We start from the raw sequence: 15,668 nt of genomic DNA, 5'->3' as shown, positions 1-15,668 counted from the left end.
ATGCTTTCACCAGCAGGCTGGCTCCCGCAGGGGAACGGCGGCGAATGCGCAATCGGTGGTCGCTGCAGAACGGTGTGGGGGCGAGCCTGCCCGCGATGACGGTGGGCCAGCCACCCGCAAGGGTGACTGACACGGCTCGCTCCCACAGGTTCAGCCTGTCAGGACACGACCTGGTAGCACGGCACGTACGCGGCGCCGCTCGGCAGTTTCATCCGGTGCTGGGCGACGAAGGCTTTGAGCAGCAGGTCCAGCGGCTGCATGATCGCGGCGTCGCCGTGGATCCGGTACGGCCCGTGTTCCTCGATCAGGCGGATGCCCTTGTCCTTGACGTTGCCGGCGACGATCCCGGAAAACGCCCGGCGCAGGTTGGCCGCCAGTTCGTGGGGCGGCTGGTCGCGGTGGAGCTTGAGGTTGGCCATGTTTTCATGGGTCGGGTCGAACGGGCGCTGGAAGCCCTCGTCGATCTTCAGCAGCCAGTTGAAGTGGAACGCGTCGTTGCGCTCGCGGCGGAACTGCTTCACGGCCTTGAGGCCCTGGGTCATCTGCCGGGCGACTTCGGCCGGGTCGTCGATGATGATCTGGTAATGCCCCTTGGCCGCTTCGCCCAGGGTGGCGGTGACGAAGGCGTCCAGTTGCTGCAGGTACGGCGCGGCGTGCTTGGGGCCTGTGAGGATGACCGGGAACGGCAGGCCTTCGTTGTCCGGGTGCATCAGGATGCCCAGCAGGTACAGGAACTCTTCGGCGGTGCCGGCGCCGCCGGGGAAGATGATGATGCCGTGGCCGACGCGCACGAAGGCTTCGAGGCGCTTTTCGATGTCCGGCAGGATCACCAGTTCGTTGACGATCGGGTTCGGCGCCTCGGCGGCGATGATGCCGGGCTCGGTCAGGCCCAGGTAGCGGCCGCCGTGGATGCGCTGCTTGGCGTGGGCGATGGTCGCGCCCTTCATCGGGCCTTTCATCACGCCCGGGCCGCAGCCGGTGCAGATGTCGAGGCTGCGCAGGCCCAGCTCATGGCCGACCTTCTTGGTGTACTTGTATTCGTCGGTGTTGATCGAGTGGCCGCCCCAGCACACGACGATTTTCGGCTCGACGCCCGGCCGCAGGGTGCGCGCGTTGCGCAGCAGGTGGAAGACGTAGTCGCTGATGCCCTGAGAAGTGCTCAGGTCGATGCTCAGGGCATCGAGTTCGTTTTCCGTGTAGACGATGTCGCGCAGGGCGCTGAACAGCATCTCGCGGGTGCTGGCGATCATTTCGCCGTCGACGAAGGCGTCGGCGGGAGCGTTCAGCAGTTCCAGGCGCACGCCGCGGTCTTGCTGGTGAATGCGGATCTCGAAGTCCTTGTAGGCTTCCAGGATGGTCTTGGCGTTGTCGACATGGGCGCCGGTGTTGAGGATGGCCAGGGCGCACTGGCGGAAGAGGGTGTAGGTGCTGCCGGATCCGGCTTGGCTCAGTTGCTGGACTTCACGTTGGGAAAGGGTTTCCAGGCTGCCTTTGGGGCTGACCGAGGCATTGATGACGTGTCGTTGGGTCATGCGGTGATCCTTAAAACGATGCCGTTGCGGTGAAGCGGGCCAACGGCATCCGAATGGTGTGTATCCATGAATGAATGTGGCACGGATTGCGTGGTGTCGCCATGTCCCCGTCGGACGGTGAAAAGATGAAAGGGCGCTCCAGCATAGCTAAATCCGCCCCGTTGGCGATAATGCGTCAGCCTCTTTTTAACCCAAGACTTGGAAGCCTGTCGCGATGTTCGAAATCCAGCCGATCGATCCTGTCACCTACCGCCGGCAGACCCGGCGCAGCACGCTGGCCATCGCGGCGCTGTTCCTGGTGCTGGCGATGTCGTTGTCCACGGCGGCGGTCGCGCTGTTCGGCGAGCCGGGCGGCGACAACCTGCGGTTCAACGTCGGCGGGGTGGTGGTCGGTTTTCTGCTGACCGCGGCGCTGCTGCGCGCTCGTTTCTGGCATCAGGCCTGGATGGCGCCGGCGGTGTACGGCTGGCGGCTCAAGCGCAGCCTGATGAGCGTCACCAATGTGATGCATCAGGTGACGGCGGCGGTGGAGCGGGATGATCCGACGGCGATGAAGGTGCTGCGCTTCTATCACCTGGGTTTGGGCCAGATGCATGAACTGGACGGCAACTCCAGCGATCATGGGCAGTTGCGGCGTGAAGCCGAGCAGCACCAGGCGCGGATGGAGGCGTTGGGGATCGACCCCGGTCAGACGCGCCTCGACCCGGCCTGGCTGCAAGCGTTGAAGCCCGCCGCCCGCTAGAACGGAATGCGTGCGGCGCGCCGCCGCTGCCACCGGCGGATCAGGCGCCCGTACACCAGCAGGTTGACCGCCAGCACCACGCTGCCCAGCGCCAGTTGGATCTGCGGGGTCAGGCCCGCCGGATAGATGATCGGCCAGACGTAATGCTCGATGAAGCCGCCGGCGTATTCGGTCTGGCCGGCGGCGTGGCGCATCAGGTTTTCCCAGTAGGTCAGCGGGCAGGTCAGGTGCAGCACTTCCACCAGCACGCCCCAGGTGGCCGCCGGCAGGTGCAGCCAAGCCACGGGCCGCCACTTGAGCGCCAGCAGGCCGCCGAACAGCACGAACAGAATGAACAGCAGATGGAACAGCACGAGGCCGTCGGCGGCGATTCGGTACAGCATATCGTCTCCCTGACGCGGTGGTGGATGGGGCTCATGGTACGCCAGTCCGGAGGGAGGGTGTCTGTGCCGCCGTCATCGCGGGCAAGTCGAATCGTCGCACCGCCGCTCCCACAGTGATCTCTGTCGTTCGCAAGTGTTGCGTACACCGCAAACGGCCTTGGGCCTGTGGTGTCCGGACTGACGTCATCGCCAGCCTGCTGGCGATGGCGGCCCCAAGTGCGCAAGATTGTTCAAGCCACGAACGGGCGTTCAATGGCAGAGTCGGCGGCCCTGTTTCCCGGTTGAAGAGCGTTATGTCTGACTCACTCATGCCGCGCCGTGCGTTCCTTCGCGGTGCGGCGGCGATCATGCCGTTATCCCTGGCGACCGCGCCGTGGGGCCTGTTGGCCGGCTCCATGGCGATCGAGGCCAACCTCACCCCGCTGCAAGGGCAGGGGCTGTCGACCATCGTGTTCGCCGGCGCCGCCCAGTTGGTGGCCATCGGCATGCTCAAGGGCGGTGCCGGGCTGTTTTCCATTCTGCTGACCACGGCGCTGCTGACCTCTCAGCACCTGCTGTACGGCATGAGCATGCGTTCGGTGATTTCTCCGCTGCCCGGCCGCTGGCGCCTGGGCCTGGGCTTTCTGCTCACCGACGAGCTGTTCGCCCTCACCAGCCAACATGACCGCCAGCAGTTCAACCGTTGGTACGCCCTGGGCGTGGGTCTGACGTTCTACGTCGCCTGGAACCTCTTCACCCTCGCCGGGATCGTGCTGGGCAGCAGCATTCCGGGGCTGGAGCACCTGGGCCTGGACTTCTCCATCGCCGCGACCTTCATCGCGCTGATCACCCCGGTGGTGCGCGATGTGCCGACCGTGGTCTGCGTGGCGGTGTCGCTGTTCTGCTCGGTGCTGTTCAGTTACTGGCAGTGGGGCTCGGCGTTGGTTCTGTCGGGGCTGGTCGGGATGGCGGCGGGGTTTGTCTGCAATAAACTGTATCGGGAGCGCACGTGATGGTCTGGGCAATGATCTTCGGCATGGGCCTGTTGGTGTTCCTCAACCGCTACGTGTTCCTGGAGCCACGCTTGCCGGTGCGCCTGAGCAGCAACGCACGGCAGTTTCTCGGGTTCGCGGTGCCGGGCATGCTGACCGCCATCTGCGGGCCGATCGTGTTCATGCCGGACAAGCAACTGAACCTGCACTGGGACAACCCCTACCTGCTCAGTTCGCTGGTGGCGGTGGGGCTGGTGATCTACACGCGCAATACGTTGCTGAGCATGCTGTTGAGCATGGCGTTCTTCTTTTTGTTGCGCTGGTGGCTGTAAGTTGCACGTCACAAAGTGTTCTACGCTTTAAGGATGATTGGCGAAAGCGAGGCGAACATGGCGAACGAGCAAAGACCTCCGGCACCCATCGATGACGATGAACCGAGCGAAGAAGAGATCGAACGGGAAAAGCACAAAGAACAGACCTGGAAACATGACGACAGCCGTGAGTTGTCCGACCGCGATCAGGAACGTCCTTTGAAACCCTGAACTGCTGAAACGAAAAAGCCCCGCATGCGCGGGGCTTTTTCGTGGGTTCAGAGATCGTCCAGCTGTGTGAAATCGGGGTGGGAAGCCCGATAGCCCAACGTCTTGTCGATCCAGGCGTTGAGCTCGTTGACCATCACCGGCGGGTGGCAGGGATAGCTTTCGAGCGTGGTGCGCAGGATGCGGTCGATATCGGGTACGTCACGCAGGTTTCGGGTCTTTATGTAGTGGCCGATAAAACAGTCGAGTTGAAAGCGCTCTGTCATGGACAGGTGAATACACTCCAGGCCGCGGGCCTGTTTGATTGCAAAATCGTCGCGCAACTTGGTTCTCTGCAAGGATGTTGAGTTTGTCGGGGATTCCTGGTCTGTTGACTCTTCGGTCAACTAAAGTGCCAATTGGAAATGCGGCGCGCATGCTATCCGTAGTGCATCTAAATGTATGTATGACGATTGAAATGTCAGACAGGCGGTTAGTTCGCTCGAACGATTGTTTCACGGTGTTGTCTCGCGGTTGATACACCCCCCTGTAACGCAGGGGGACAGCACGCGAATCTCTCCTCTGAATGACGTTCCGCCCCGGGGTTTATTTAATCCGTCGGCTGAATCAATTGTGCACCCTGATTGCGGGCGTTACCGACGGCCTTATCGACCTTGTGCCATTGGAAGACGGAAGCCGGTTCGGTGTCGAACAGCAGCATCTGCTCAGCCCGTTCGGCGGGCGTGGCGGGATCCAGCCATTCGTTCACCCGCTCGGCGGGCAGCACCAGCGGGCGCCGGTCATGGATGTCGAGCAGGCCGCCTTCGCTGTCGGCGGTGATGATGACAAAGCCGTCGTCTTCCTTTGGCGGCGTGCCGGGTGTCGGAAACTGACCGATGGCCGCGCAGAAAATCGCGCCATGGTCGGCACGACGGATCAGCCAGGGCTGTCGGCTTTTGTCGGGGCCGTCCACCCATTCGAACCAGTTGTCCACGGGCACGATCAGCCGGTGTCGCCAGATCGCCCGGAAGAACGGGCCGTGGGCGACTTTTTCCACCCGCGCGTTGATCGGCGCTGCGCGGTCCTTGGCCCAGTGCGGGCGCCAGCCCCAGCGCAGGTTGTCGGCGTGCAGGCGATGTTCGTGCTGATGGAGGATGGCCAGCGAGGTGGTGGGCGCGGCGTTGTAGCGGGCCAGCGGCGCGTCGCCGACGTGATTGATCAGTGCATCGGGAATGCTCAGGACCGCCACGAAATCGTGGATGCCCCGGTACTGCGACAGTCGTCCGCACATCCGCCGAACCTCCGGCAAACGAGATCTACAGCCTTGAGCTTAGTTGCGCGTATAAATGCAGCCAGGGGAACAGAGGCGCAGGGGCCTCGAACGGGCGCCGGAACCAAAGACGACGGCCTCGATCCAACTCCGGCCCGCTCTGGCGGGGCGCAGGGAGGCGACGGCGGCGAGGGAGTTTTGCCAATCGACAACATGACCGTCACGGTCGGGCGCAAGGCAAGACATGAAGCATTGGTTCAGGCTGTTCAGCGTAGTGGCCGTCGCCCTCGGGCTGGCCGGGTGCATCGCCGCACCCATCGAGATGACCCCGCAGATCGAGACCCGGCTCAAGGCCCAGGCGCCGGTGCGTTTTCTGCTGACCTTCGATGACGGCCCCAGCGCCTCCAGTTTCTGGAACCCGACCGCCACCGTGCTCGACAGCCTCAAGACCAACCCGGTGCAGCCGGACCTGAAGGCGGTGTTCTTCGTCCAGACCCGCGCCCCGCGGGCCGGCAACAGCGACATCGGCCGCAGCCTCATGCGCCGGGAGCACGCCGAAGGGCATGTGCTGGGCTTCCACACCGCGACCCCTTGGCACACCAACCACCGTTCGCTGGAGCCTGCGGAGCTCGAAGAGGCGCTGACCAACGGCACCGCGGACATCGCCGCCATCACCGGCGCGCCGCCGGTGCTGCTGCGTCCGCCGTTCTGGAACTACGACAAGCGCACGTTCGCCGCCTATCAGCGGCACGGCCTGAGCGTGCTGCTGACCGACCTCAGCGCCAACGACGGCAAGATCTGGGGCTTCAACGCCAGCCCCAGGCGCCGGGCGAACATGCTGCGCCAGTTGTCGGAAGTCCGCGAGCGAATCGCCCTCGGCGAATTGCCGACGGTCGACGGGGTGATACCGGTGGTGGTGACGTTCCATGACCTGAACCGCTACACCGCGCGCCATGCCCGCGAGTACCTGCAGATCCTGCTCGACAGCGCCGCCGCCACCGGTGTGCGGCTGGCGGACAAGCCGTTCTACGACGATCATGCGGCACTGGAGAAAGCGGCGCTGGCCCGCACCGTCCGCCAGAGTTCGGATCCGGTGCGCCTGCCGGGGATCTGGAACTGGATCTGGGACCGCAACGCCCACTGACGGGCGTATGCCAGGGATGTGAAACGGTTGGCATTTGCTGACGCAGCAAAGTGCGCAGGGCTCATCTATGCTCAACCGGTCGAAGGATCAGACGCCTGTGAGGCTGCGCCCATGCTTGCCATCGCCGATATTTGCCGCATCGTGGAGTCCGGGTTCCGGCCCTTGTACTGCGACTGCACCGAAAATGCCCAGGGTCTGTTGCAGATCAAGGTGTACGAGCCTGAAAGCGGGCGCGTCGATCTGCTGCTCAACGGCGTTTCGCCGGAGCATCTGGTCACCATTCGTGACATTTCCAATTTCATCGGTGAATTGCGCACCGAAATGAGCGCCGGCCGCCGGGCGTTCGCCGGCTGAGCGCTCAGAGCCTGCGCCGGAAGGCGCGGACAATGCGCAAGGTCGCCTCGCTGACGTTCAGGGCGTGCACCTCGTCCAGCGGCTGCCACAGGCAATCGACAATCTCGTTCTGCGGCCTGGCCAGGGCCGGATCCGGCGCAGACGCCTCATAGACGTGGTGGCGGGTGCTGCCGCTCTGCAGTTCCATCAGGCACAGCATGTCCTCGGCGATCAGGCCGGTTTCCTCCAACAGTTCCCGCACGGCGGCCTGCGCCCGCGTCTCGCCGGGCTCGACCTTGCCGCCCGGCAGCGTCCAGCGGCAATGGGCCTTGCGCACCAGGAGAATGTGCCGGTTCTGTTCGCAGATCACGGTTGCACGTACTTTCATTTGTTACCCGATTGCCGTTTGTCATAAAACTGTCACGAATCTGCAATATCCGCGCCGCGCAAGGGCTTAGAGGTTCTGAGGGCCGACAGGTCACAAAAGTGCCGCAGAGTTGACGTGGGCCGGTGCGACGTCCGGTCGGCACAGTGCCGCGGTGGGGGTGTAAGGTGCAAGCGTGAAACTGTTTCATCGCGAGCGGACAGGAGGTGCCTATGAGCATTGCGATGTTGAACAAGATGCACATGAACGGTTATGACGTGCTCAGCGTCAACAACGGCCCTTGGCGGGTCTGCACCGAGGGCGACCGGCTGGCGTCGTTCGCCAGCCGGGAAGAGGCGCTGGCGTATGCCGCCGCGCTGCCGGGCTACAAGAGCCGCACCCGCGCCCGCCGGTCGGGCTGAGGGTCTGAGGCTCTCAGGGCCAAGACGCAAAAGCCCCGGATGTCCGGGGCTTTTTGTTGGGTGTCTGATTGGGTGAATGGTTGGGCGGCGGGGCTCAGTGCACCTTGACCCGGCTGATGGCCCGGGCCTTCACCTCCTTGGCGTAGAGTTGCAGGCGTTCCTCATCGCTTTGCAGCACTTCGCAGGACCTGAGCACCGCCTGGGCGTCCGCTTCGTTGCCGGACTTGCGCAATTGCTCGGCGATGCGCTTGAGGTCGACCGCCGACCACCTGAGATCCGACGCGACGCTCTGAAGGTCGCGCTGTAGTTCGTGTTCGTATTCGTTGAGCCGCATGATCACCTCCGGAACATTCTCGGTACAGAAGAGTAGCCGCATTTTCGGGAGGCGGGGCAAGGGTCGCCTGTCGGCGGGCTGAACGGATGCCGATCAGGCTTCGGCGCCGTGGCGGCGGGTCGCTGAAGGCAGTGCGCCACGATGGATGTCCGCACAGTTACAGGGTACATTCGCGTTTTTTGACGATGAAGGATTCACCATGCGGATGTTGATCGGGGGCATGCTGTTGGCGGCGTTGGCCGGTTGTTCGTTGCCGGCCTCGTTGGTGCCGGGCGAACCGAATGTCAACAAGACCAGCGCGAAGGCCCCCAAGGATTACGCCGCCTGCGTGCTGCCGCTGTGGCAGCAGGACATCCCCAAGACCACCCAGACCGCCATCTCCAACGGCTACCGCATCACCGCGCCGAGCATCGTCACGGCGGACGAGATCCTGGACATCGTCAAGTACAAGGACGGCAGCCGGGTGTCCCTGTACCAGGGGCCGCCGTGGGCCAAGTCCGGGTCGTTGCGCAAGGCCGTGCGCGATTGCCTCTGAGGGCGATCCAACCTGTGTGAAAAAAGCGGAAACCGGGTGACGGTTTCCGCTTTTTTTTGCCTGTGCGCCGAGGGATCAGTCGGAAAGGTCGATGAGGGGGATCGAAGCGCCGCCGGCCTTTTTGTCGCGCCGCTCCTGCATCCAGTCTTCCACTTGGCTGCCGAACTGCGGCGGTGCCTTGCGGCCGACCCTCCTGGCGATGTCGAGGATGGTCTGCTGGGCGAGCGCTTCTTCCATGCGCTTTTGCGCGGTCAGCATCGCCGCGTGGATCGAGCAGGTGCCTTCCACCGCCCAGTCCGGCGGCGAACCCTCGAACAAGGCGCAGCGGCCGCGGATGTCGCGGCATTCGAAAATGTTCTTGCGCCCGTCGATGGCGTTGACGATGTCGAGCAGGGTGATCTCGTCCGCCGGCCGCGCCAGCGTGAAACCGCCGCGCACGCCGCCGGTGGCGGTCACCAGTTTGCCCTTGGCCAGTTTGGTGAAGATCTTGGCCAGGTAGTCCAGCGGCACGCCTTGCAGGTCCGCCAGGTCGCGCACGCTCGCTTCGCGGCTGTCGCCGCCGTTGCCCACCAGAAAGATCAGGCAGTGGATGCCGTATTCGACCCCCGCACTGTAAAGCGACATAGCTATCTCCGACTTCAGTTGTCGCCGATGTTATCAGGCCTTGGAGGGGGCGGCAAATGTGGGGACGCCAGGGTTTTCTGGTTCTGGAGTAGGGCTTTTCGGCCTATTCCCTAGAAATGCAGCGTCGTTGCCAGGCCGTTTTCTACGAATAGCTATCGAAATTTTCGATTTCAATGATCGTAAAATCTGACTTGTCGATTCTAAAGGCGACCAATAGAGTCGCCGTTGTCGACAGGGATGCCCGCTGCGCCTGAATCCTCAACGCCTAGGTCGGCACCCCGGCGGGCAATCCCGCCCAACCTTTTTCCATGACTTGGCCACGTGCCGGGAGACAACGATGAAACAGCACATTCTGGTGATCGGCGCAGGTTTCGGTGGCATGTGGAGCGCGTTGAGCGCCACGCGCCTGGTGGACATCCACAACCGGGACAACATCGACGTGACCGTCCTTGCGCCGCAGGCCGAGCTGCGCGTGCGTCCGCGTTTCTACGAACCGAACGCCCATCAACTGGCCGCGCCGCTCGGCGAACTGTTCGAAGCGGTCGGCGTTCACTTCATCAAGGGCGCGGCGCACAGCATCGACGTGCAGGCCAAGACCGTGGGCTACACCGACGCCGCCGGCGCCGGGCAGGTCTTCCACTACGACAAGCTGGTGCTGGCCTCGGGCAGCGGCCTGGCCCTGCCGGACACCCCGGGCGTGGCGCAGCATGCGTTCGATGTCGACCAGATCGAATCGGCGATCCGCCTGGAGAACCATCTCAAGGCCCTGGCCGACCGCCCTCAGAGCCCGGCGCGCAACACCGTGGTGGTGGCCGGCGGCGGCTTCACCGGGATCGAGACGGCGACCGAAATGCCGGCACGCCTTCGCGAAGTGCTGGGCGAGCAAGCGGACATCCGGGTGATCGTCGTGGATCGCGGCCAGAAGATCGGCGTGTCCATGGGCGAGGCCATCAGCGTGAAGATCGCCGAGGCGAGTGAAGAGCTGGGCGTCGAATGGCGACTGGGTGTGTCGGTGCTGTCGGTCGATGAAAACGGCGTGACCCTGTCCGACGGTCAGCGCATCGAGGCGAACACCGTGGTCTGGACCACCGGCGTGCGCGCCAGTTCCCTGACCGAGCAGATTCCCGCCGAGCGCGACCGTCAGGGACGCCTGCACGTCGATGCGCACCTGAAAGTGATCGGCCAGGACGACATCTTCGCCACCGGCGATGTGGCCTACGCCGCCACCGACGACATCGGCAACTTCGCCCTGATGACCTGCCAACACGCCATTTCGCTGGGCCGGCATGCGGGCAACAACGTGGCCGCGCAGATCCTCGGGGTCGAGCCGACGCCGTACAGCCAGCCCAAGTACGTCACCTGCCTGGACCTGGGCGCGTGGGGCGCGGTGTACACCGAAGGCTGGGATCGCCAGGTGAAGCTGGAGAAGGAAGAGGGCAAGTCGCTCAAGACCCAGATCAACACCCAGTGGATCTACCCGCCGGCGGCTGACCGCGCCGTGGCGCTGGCGGCGGCGGATCCGATGATCCCCGTGGTCGCCTGATCACCCCGTAAAGCCACAGGATCCCGCCCTTGACTGAGTGCAAGGGCGGGATTTTTTTTGCCCGCGCCCAGGCTATGACCAAAAGTCATTGCCCCATGATTTTTAATGGTTACGGCCCGCTCGGCACCCGATGCTAAAAAATCGCAAACACAGCTCATCAATAACAACCAGAGAGCGTTTGCAGCCATGTCCCGATTGCCCCGCCACGTCTCCCTGCGTCCGTTGTTGATCCCTCCGCGCCACCCAGAGTAATGACAGATGAAAGAACTCGACCTCTACATCGGTGAAGGTTTCGAAGGCCCGGGCGTGAACGCCGCGCACATCAACATCCTGATCGGCCCGCGCAACGGTCCGGCGGGGCAGGCGTTCGCCAACAGCCTGGCCTCGCCGAGCCAGGGCCATTGCCCGTTCATGGTGATCGCCCAGCCGAACATCCCGGTCAAGCCGATGACCCTCTACGTGAACAAGGCCGCCATCGTCGGCGACCTGCACGGCAACGCCACCTGGGGCGCGTCCCAGGCCGGGATCGCCAAGGCCGTGCTCGAAGCGCTGCTCGACGGCACGCTGCCGCCGGAAGCCGAGGATGAGTGGGCGATCGTCACTGCCAACTGGGTCAACCCGGCCTGCGACGACCTCGATGCGGTGTACCTGAACAACTACAACGCCTGCCGCACCGCGATCCGCGCCGCCCTGACCGGCAAGCCGGAAACCGCGCAGCTCAAGGATGTGGTCAACCACATCGGCAACCCTTTCTACACCCCCAAAGCCTGAGGTCCGCGCCATGCAATACATCCGTTTGGGCAACTCCGGCCTGCAAGTCTCCCGCCTGTGCCTGGGCACCATGAACATGGGCACCCCGGACTGGAAACCGTGGATCTTCAATGAAAAGCAGAGCGAGCCGATCGTGGCCCACGCCCTGGCCAACGGCGTGAACTTCATTGACCTGGCGGACTTCTATTCCGCCGGCGTCGGCGAGGAAGTGGTGGGGCGCATCGTCAAGCGCCTGGCCCGGCGCGAGGATCTAGTGATCACCACCAAGGTCGGCTACGGCACCCGCACCGGCCTCAATGCCAGCGGCCATTCGCGCAAGCACATCATGGACAGCATCGACGCTTCGCTGAAGCGCCTGGACATGGATTACGTCGACGTGTTCATGCTGCATTACTACGACGTCAACACCCCGGTCGAAGAGACCATGGGCGCGCTGAACGACATCGTGCGTTCGGGCAAGGCGCGCTACATCGGCGTGTCCACCATGCTCACCGGCCAGTTGGCCAAACTCCTCATGGCCTGCGAGCGCAACGGCTGGGTCAAGCCGATCAACATGCAGCTGCAGCTGAACTGCGCCTACCGCGAGGAAGAGCGCGAGATGATCCCGTTCTGCCGCGACCAGGGCATCGGCGTGTCGGTGTTCAGCCCGCTGGCCCGGGGCCTTTTGACCGGCGACGTGCAGTCGACCCGCAACCAGACCGACTTCTTCACCCAACAGATGTACAGCGACGAGGCCTCGTTCGAGATCGCCCGTTCGGTGCAGCGCGTGGCTCGTGCCCGCGGCGTATCGAACGCGCAGATCGCCCAGGCCTGGGTCGCCCACCACCCGGGTGTGGATTGCATGCTGGTCGGCGCCGACACCACGGCGCAGTTCGACAGCGCCTTGGCGGCGCTGGACACCCGGCTCGACGCCGAAGAGCTGCATGAGTTGGAACGCAATTACACCCCGTGCGACGTGATCAACGACTACACCGCCGGCAAGCGCATCCTGCGCACGCCGCGTCCGGGCCATGAGCGCTTCACCTTGCAGGAGGCGGTGGCATGAGCGGGCTGATCCGTCACGGCAATTTTATCGACGGCCAGTGGGGGCAGGGCGGGGCGACGTACCCGGTGCTCAACCCGGCCAACGGTGAGCCGATCGCCGAGGTGCAAAAGGCCGGCGCCGAAGAAACCCGCCTGGCCATCGAAGCCGCCGACCGCGCGTTGCCGGCCTGGCGCGCGTTCACCGCCAAGGAGCGCAGCCAGCGTCTCAAGCGCTGGAGCGAACTGATGCTCGCCCACCAGCAGGAACTGGCGACCTTGCTCAGCCGCGAGCAGGGCAAGCCGTTGGCCGAAGCCAAGGGCGAGGTGGTCTACGCCGCGAGTTTCCTGGAGTGGTTCGGCGAAGAGGCCAAGCGCGCCTACGGCGATGTGATCCCGAGCCACAAGGCCGACGCCCGCATCATCGTGACCAAGGAGGCCATCGGCGTGGTCGCTGCGATCACCCCATGGAACTTCCCGTTGGCGATGGTCACCCGCAAGGTCGGCCCGGCGCTGGCGGCCGGCTGCACGATGATTCTCAAGCCGTCGGAGGAGACCCCGCTGTCGGCCTTCGCCCTGGCGGTGCTGGCCGAGCAGGCGGGGATTCCGGCCGGGGTGTTCAACATCGTCTCCGGCGATGCGGTGGCCATCGGCGGCGCGCTGCAGGCGTCCGCTGTGGTGCGCAAGCTGTCGTTCACCGGCTCCACCCGCACCGGCAAGCTGCTGATGCGCCAGGCCGCCGACACCTTGAAGAAGGTCTCGCTGGAACTGGGCGGCAACGCGCCGTTCATTGTGTTCGACGACGCCGACCTCGACGCGGCCGTCAAAGGCGCCATGGCTTCCAAGTTCCGCAACACCGGGCAGACCTGCGTCTGCGTGAACCGCTTCTTCATTCAGGACGGCGTCTTCGAAGCCTTCACCGGCAAGCTCGCCGAGTCGGTCGCCGCCATGCGGGTCGGCCCTGCGCTGGAGGGCGACACCGAACAGGGCCCGCTGATCAACGCCGCTGCCCTGGCCAAGGTCGAGGCCCACGTCAGCGATGCGCTGGACAAGGGCGCCACGCTGTTGTGCGGCGGTCGCCGGCATGCCCTCGGCGGCACGTTCTACGAGCCGACCATCCTCACCGACGCCACGGGCGACATGCTCATCGCCCAGGACGAAACCTTCGGCCCGGTGGCTGCCTGCTTCCGCTTCAAGGATGAGGCCCAGGTGCTGGCGGCGGCCAACGACACGCCGTTCGGTCTGTCGGCGTACTTCTACAGCCGCGACATCGGCCGGGTCTGGCGCATGGCCGAAGGCCTGGAGGCGGGGATGGTCGGGATCAACGAAGGGATCATCTCCACGGAGGTCGCGCCGTTCGGCGGCATCAAGGAATCGGGCCTGGGGCGCGAGGGCTCGAAGTACGGTCTGGAGGACTACCTGGAGATCAAGTACCTGCTGATGGGCGGGCTCTAGCCCGCTCGGTCCGTCTGCGGGGGCGAATGCCTGCGGTGCCTGGGCTGACGCCTTCGCAGGCCAGCCCGCTCCCACAGGGTCTGTGGTCGCTGCCAAACCATGGGGGAGCAGGCTCGCCCGCGAAGACGGTGTGTCGGGCAACGCCCAGTTCGCTGACACACCGCCTCCACCGCGAATCATGAAGCAAGCGCAATCGGTTTCTCCGTCAATAACAACAATTGGAGACGAACATGTCCGCTCAACCCGTAAAGATCGATGACCTGCCCATCGGGCGCTTTCACCTCAAGATCGCCGGCCTGACCTTCGGCGCGCACTTCACCGACGGCTACATCCTCGGCCTGATCGGTATCGCCTTCACCTTGCTCAGCCCGCAGATGCACCTGGATGCGTTCTGGCAGGGGCTGATCGGTTCCTCGGCGCTGATCGGGCTGTTTCTCGGCAGCCTGTTCTTCGGCTGGATCTCGGACAAGGTCGGCCGGCAGAAGATCTTCCTGGTCAGCTTCGTGCTGATCACCCTGGCGTCGGTGATGCAGTTCTATGTCGAGACCGCCATGGGCCTGTTCCTGTGCCGGGTGCTGATCGGCATCGGTTTGGGCGGCGACTTCAGCGTCGGCCACGCGATGCTCGCCGAGTTCGCGCCGAAGCGGCACCGGGGCGTGCTGCTCGGTTCGTTCAGCGTGATCTGGACCTTCGGCTACGTGGCCGCGACCTTCGTCGGCACCGCCATGCTCAGTCTGGGCGACGACGCCTGGCGCTGGATGCTGGCCTCGTCGGCGATCCCGGCGGCGTTGATCCTGATTGCGCGGATCGGCACGCCGGAGTCGCCGCGCTGGCTGGTCAACCAGGGCCGTGTGGCCGAAGCCCGGGCCATTGTGAAACGCTACCTGGGCGACAACGTCGAGCTGGACGAAACCCGTTCCACGGAACAGCGTTCGGGCTACGCGGTGCTGTTCAGCCGCGAGTACCGCAAGCGCACGGCGTTCAACTGCCTGTTCTTCGTCTGCATCGTCATGCCGTACTTCGCCATTTACACCTTCCTGCCGTCGATCCTGCAGAAGATGGGCCTGGCCGAAGGTTTCGGCACGGAGCTGATGCTCAACTTGCTGCTGATCCTCGGCGCGCTGATCGGCATCTGGTGCACCATCAAGTTCACCCGGCGCGGGTTCCTGATCAACTCGTTCGTCATCCTGGCGGTGGCGCTGTTCCTGCTGGCGGTGCTGCCGGGCAGCGCGGCGTGGCTGATGGTGCTGGTGTTCGGGCTGTTCACCCTGGTGCTGTCGGCGGTGAGCAACCTGGTCGGTGTGTTCCCGGCGGAGAGCTTCCCGACGGAGGTGCGCGCCAGCGGCATCGGCCTGGCGACGGCGGTCAGCCGACTCGGCTCGGCTGTCAGCACCTTCCTGCTGCCGGTGAGCGTGGCGGGCATCGGCCTGAGCCCGACCATGGGCATCCTGGCGGCGATCCTGGCCATCGGCGCGCTGCTGTCCTGGGCCTGGGCGCCAGAGACCAAGTCGCTGACACTGAGCCAGGCGTGCAAGGCCCAGAGCCCGGTGGAAGGCACGCTGCCGGCCGGCGCCAAGGCGGTTGCCCCGGTCTAGGCTGCTTGCCCCTTGTGGGAGATTCTATGGTTGAGGCAAAGCCCTCAGCCTGCTTTTGGTTCATATTCGCTTTGCCCTTTGAGCAGGGCGAATACGATCCGGGCCAGTTTGC

20 protein-coding genes are annotated in these 15,668 nt (G+C 64.5%); 13 read left to right on the top strand and 7 right to left on the bottom strand.

All coding sequences use genetic code 11. The features are described 5' to 3' along the window. Nucleotides 1-158 precede the first annotated feature (158 nt). Complete coding sequence (ppnN, locus tag CAG33_RS07030; RefSeq protein WP_085637473.1) at nt 159-1,532, bottom strand: nucleotide 5'-monophosphate nucleosidase PpnN; 1,374 nt, start codon at nt 1,530-1,532, stop codon at nt 159-161. A 214-nt stretch (nt 1,533-1,746) separates the two neighbouring features. Here ppnN and CAG33_RS07025 point away from each other — a divergent pair, with 214 nt between their 5' ends. After that, complete coding sequence (locus tag CAG33_RS07025; RefSeq protein ID WP_085633242.1) at nt 1,747-2,274, top strand: DUF3087 domain-containing protein; 528 nt, start codon at nt 1,747-1,749, stop codon at nt 2,272-2,274. Here CAG33_RS07025 and CAG33_RS07020 read toward each other — a convergent pair. After that, a complete protein-coding gene (locus tag CAG33_RS07020) occupies nt 2,271-2,657 on the bottom strand; it encodes a DUF2784 domain-containing protein (protein WP_085633244.1) in 387 nt (128 codons plus the stop codon). The two genes, CAG33_RS07025 and CAG33_RS07020, sit on opposite strands and share 4 nt — an antisense overlap. A 293-nt stretch (nt 2,658-2,950) precedes the next feature. Between CAG33_RS07020 and CAG33_RS07015 the strand changes: the two genes are divergently transcribed. Genes CAG33_RS07015 through CAG33_RS28480 form a run of 3 tightly spaced genes read left to right on the top strand, consistent with a single transcriptional unit; the run spans nt 2,951 to nt 4,170 of the window. Continuing rightward, entirely contained in the window at nt 2,951-3,649 is a 699-nt protein-coding gene (locus tag CAG33_RS07015) for an AzlC family ABC transporter permease (protein ID WP_085637470.1), read from the top strand. Then, complete coding sequence (locus CAG33_RS07010) at nt 3,649-3,960, top strand: AzlD domain-containing protein (RefSeq protein ID WP_170930064.1); 312 nt, start codon at nt 3,649-3,651, stop codon at nt 3,958-3,960. Before CAG33_RS07015 ends, CAG33_RS07010 begins: the two co-directional genes overlap by 1 nt. Before the next feature lie 57 nt (nt 3,961-4,017). Continuing rightward, complete coding sequence (locus CAG33_RS28480; protein WP_170930063.1) at nt 4,018-4,170, top strand: hypothetical protein; 153 nt, start codon at nt 4,018-4,020, stop codon at nt 4,168-4,170. 47 nt (nt 4,171-4,217) lie between these two features. Here CAG33_RS28480 and CAG33_RS07005 read toward each other — a convergent pair whose 3' ends face one another. Together CAG33_RS07005 and CAG33_RS07000 are read right to left on the bottom strand one after the other, a co-directional pair. Next, on the bottom strand, nt 4,218-4,490 hold the full coding sequence (locus CAG33_RS07005; protein ID WP_085586504.1) for a hypothetical protein: 273 nt from the start codon (nt 4,488-4,490) through the stop codon (nt 4,218-4,220). A 266-nt stretch (nt 4,491-4,756) separates the two neighbouring features. Continuing rightward, a complete protein-coding gene (locus CAG33_RS07000) occupies nt 4,757-5,437 on the bottom strand; it encodes an SOS response-associated peptidase (protein WP_085586410.1) in 681 nt (226 codons plus the stop codon). 223 nt (nt 5,438-5,660) lie between these two features. Between CAG33_RS07000 and CAG33_RS06995 the strand changes: the two genes are divergently transcribed. Together CAG33_RS06995 and CAG33_RS06990 are read left to right on the top strand one after the other, a co-directional pair. Beyond that, entirely contained in the window at nt 5,661-6,560 is a 900-nt protein-coding gene (locus CAG33_RS06995) for a polysaccharide deacetylase family protein (RefSeq protein WP_085637464.1), read from the top strand. Between the two features lie 111 nt (nt 6,561-6,671). Continuing rightward, nucleotides 6,672-6,914 (top strand): DUF1652 domain-containing protein, encoded by a 243-nt coding sequence (locus tag CAG33_RS06990; RefSeq protein WP_085586414.1) that lies wholly within the window; start codon nt 6,672-6,674, stop codon nt 6,912-6,914. Nucleotides 6,915-6,918: 4 nt separating this feature from the next. Here the strand turns inward: CAG33_RS06990 and CAG33_RS06985 are convergent, their stop codons facing one another. Further along, on the bottom strand, nt 6,919-7,281 hold the full coding sequence (locus CAG33_RS06985; RefSeq protein WP_085633248.1) for an NUDIX hydrolase: 363 nt from the start codon (nt 7,279-7,281) through the stop codon (nt 6,919-6,921). A gap of 209 nt (nt 7,282-7,490) precedes the next feature. Between CAG33_RS06985 and CAG33_RS06980 the strand changes: the two genes are divergently transcribed. After that, nucleotides 7,491-7,679 carry a DUF2188 domain-containing protein gene (locus tag CAG33_RS06980; protein WP_085633250.1) on the top strand — a complete coding sequence of 63 codons (189 nt, stop codon included), beginning with the start codon at nt 7,491-7,493 and terminating at the stop codon, nt 7,677-7,679. Nucleotides 7,680-7,773: 94 nt separating this feature from the next. On the opposite strand, the gene CAG33_RS06975 is transcribed toward CAG33_RS06980, so the two are convergent. After that, nucleotides 7,774-8,013 (bottom strand): hypothetical protein, encoded by a 240-nt coding sequence (locus CAG33_RS06975; RefSeq protein ID WP_085586420.1) that lies wholly within the window; start codon nt 8,011-8,013, stop codon nt 7,774-7,776. Nucleotides 8,014-8,212: 199 nt separating this feature from the next. Here CAG33_RS06975 and CAG33_RS06970 point away from each other — a divergent pair, with 199 nt between their 5' ends. Then, on the top strand, nt 8,213-8,548 hold the full coding sequence (locus tag CAG33_RS06970; RefSeq protein ID WP_085586422.1) for a hypothetical protein: 336 nt from the start codon (nt 8,213-8,215) through the stop codon (nt 8,546-8,548). Between the two features lie 75 nt (nt 8,549-8,623). Here CAG33_RS06970 and CAG33_RS06965 read toward each other — a convergent pair whose 3' ends face one another. Next, nucleotides 8,624-9,172: an Rrf2 family transcriptional regulator gene (locus CAG33_RS06965; protein WP_085586424.1), complete on the bottom strand. Its 549-nt coding sequence runs from the start codon at nt 9,170-9,172 to the stop codon at nt 8,624-8,626. Between the two features lie 337 nt (nt 9,173-9,509). On the opposite strand from CAG33_RS06965, the gene CAG33_RS06960 reads away from it, so the two are divergent. From CAG33_RS06960 to CAG33_RS06940, 5 genes are all read left to right on the top strand, one after another. After that, nucleotides 9,510-10,715: an NAD(P)/FAD-dependent oxidoreductase gene (locus CAG33_RS06960; protein WP_085633252.1), complete on the top strand. Its 1,206-nt coding sequence runs from the start codon at nt 9,510-9,512 to the stop codon at nt 10,713-10,715. Between the two features lie 258 nt (nt 10,716-10,973). Continuing rightward, on the top strand, nt 10,974-11,486 hold the full coding sequence (gene fae / locus CAG33_RS06955) for a formaldehyde-activating enzyme (RefSeq protein ID WP_085586428.1): 513 nt from the start codon (nt 10,974-10,976) through the stop codon (nt 11,484-11,486). A gap of 10 nt (nt 11,487-11,496) precedes the next feature. Beyond that, the gene (locus tag CAG33_RS06950) at nt 11,497-12,531 is read left to right on the top strand and encodes an aldo/keto reductase (RefSeq protein WP_085637460.1); all 1,035 of its coding nucleotides are present in this window, start codon (nt 11,497-11,499) and stop codon (nt 12,529-12,531) included. Continuing rightward, on the top strand, nt 12,528-13,961 hold the full coding sequence (locus CAG33_RS06945) for an NAD-dependent succinate-semialdehyde dehydrogenase (RefSeq protein WP_085637457.1): 1,434 nt from the start codon (nt 12,528-12,530) through the stop codon (nt 13,959-13,961). Before CAG33_RS06950 ends, CAG33_RS06945 begins: the two co-directional genes overlap by 4 nt. A gap of 230 nt (nt 13,962-14,191) precedes the next feature. Beyond that, a complete protein-coding gene (locus tag CAG33_RS06940; RefSeq protein ID WP_085586434.1) occupies nt 14,192-15,556 on the top strand; it encodes an MFS transporter in 1,365 nt (454 codons plus the stop codon). The last annotated feature ends 112 nt before the right edge of the window (nt 15,557-15,668 follow it).

This window comes from Pseudomonas sp. B3(2017) (assembly GCF_002113595.1).
Classification (GTDB): Bacteria; Pseudomonadota; Gammaproteobacteria; order Pseudomonadales; family Pseudomonadaceae; genus Aquipseudomonas; species Aquipseudomonas ekonensis.
The sequence above is the reverse complement of the archived record's forward strand: the minus strand, read 5'-3'. Positions and strand labels throughout refer to the sequence as shown.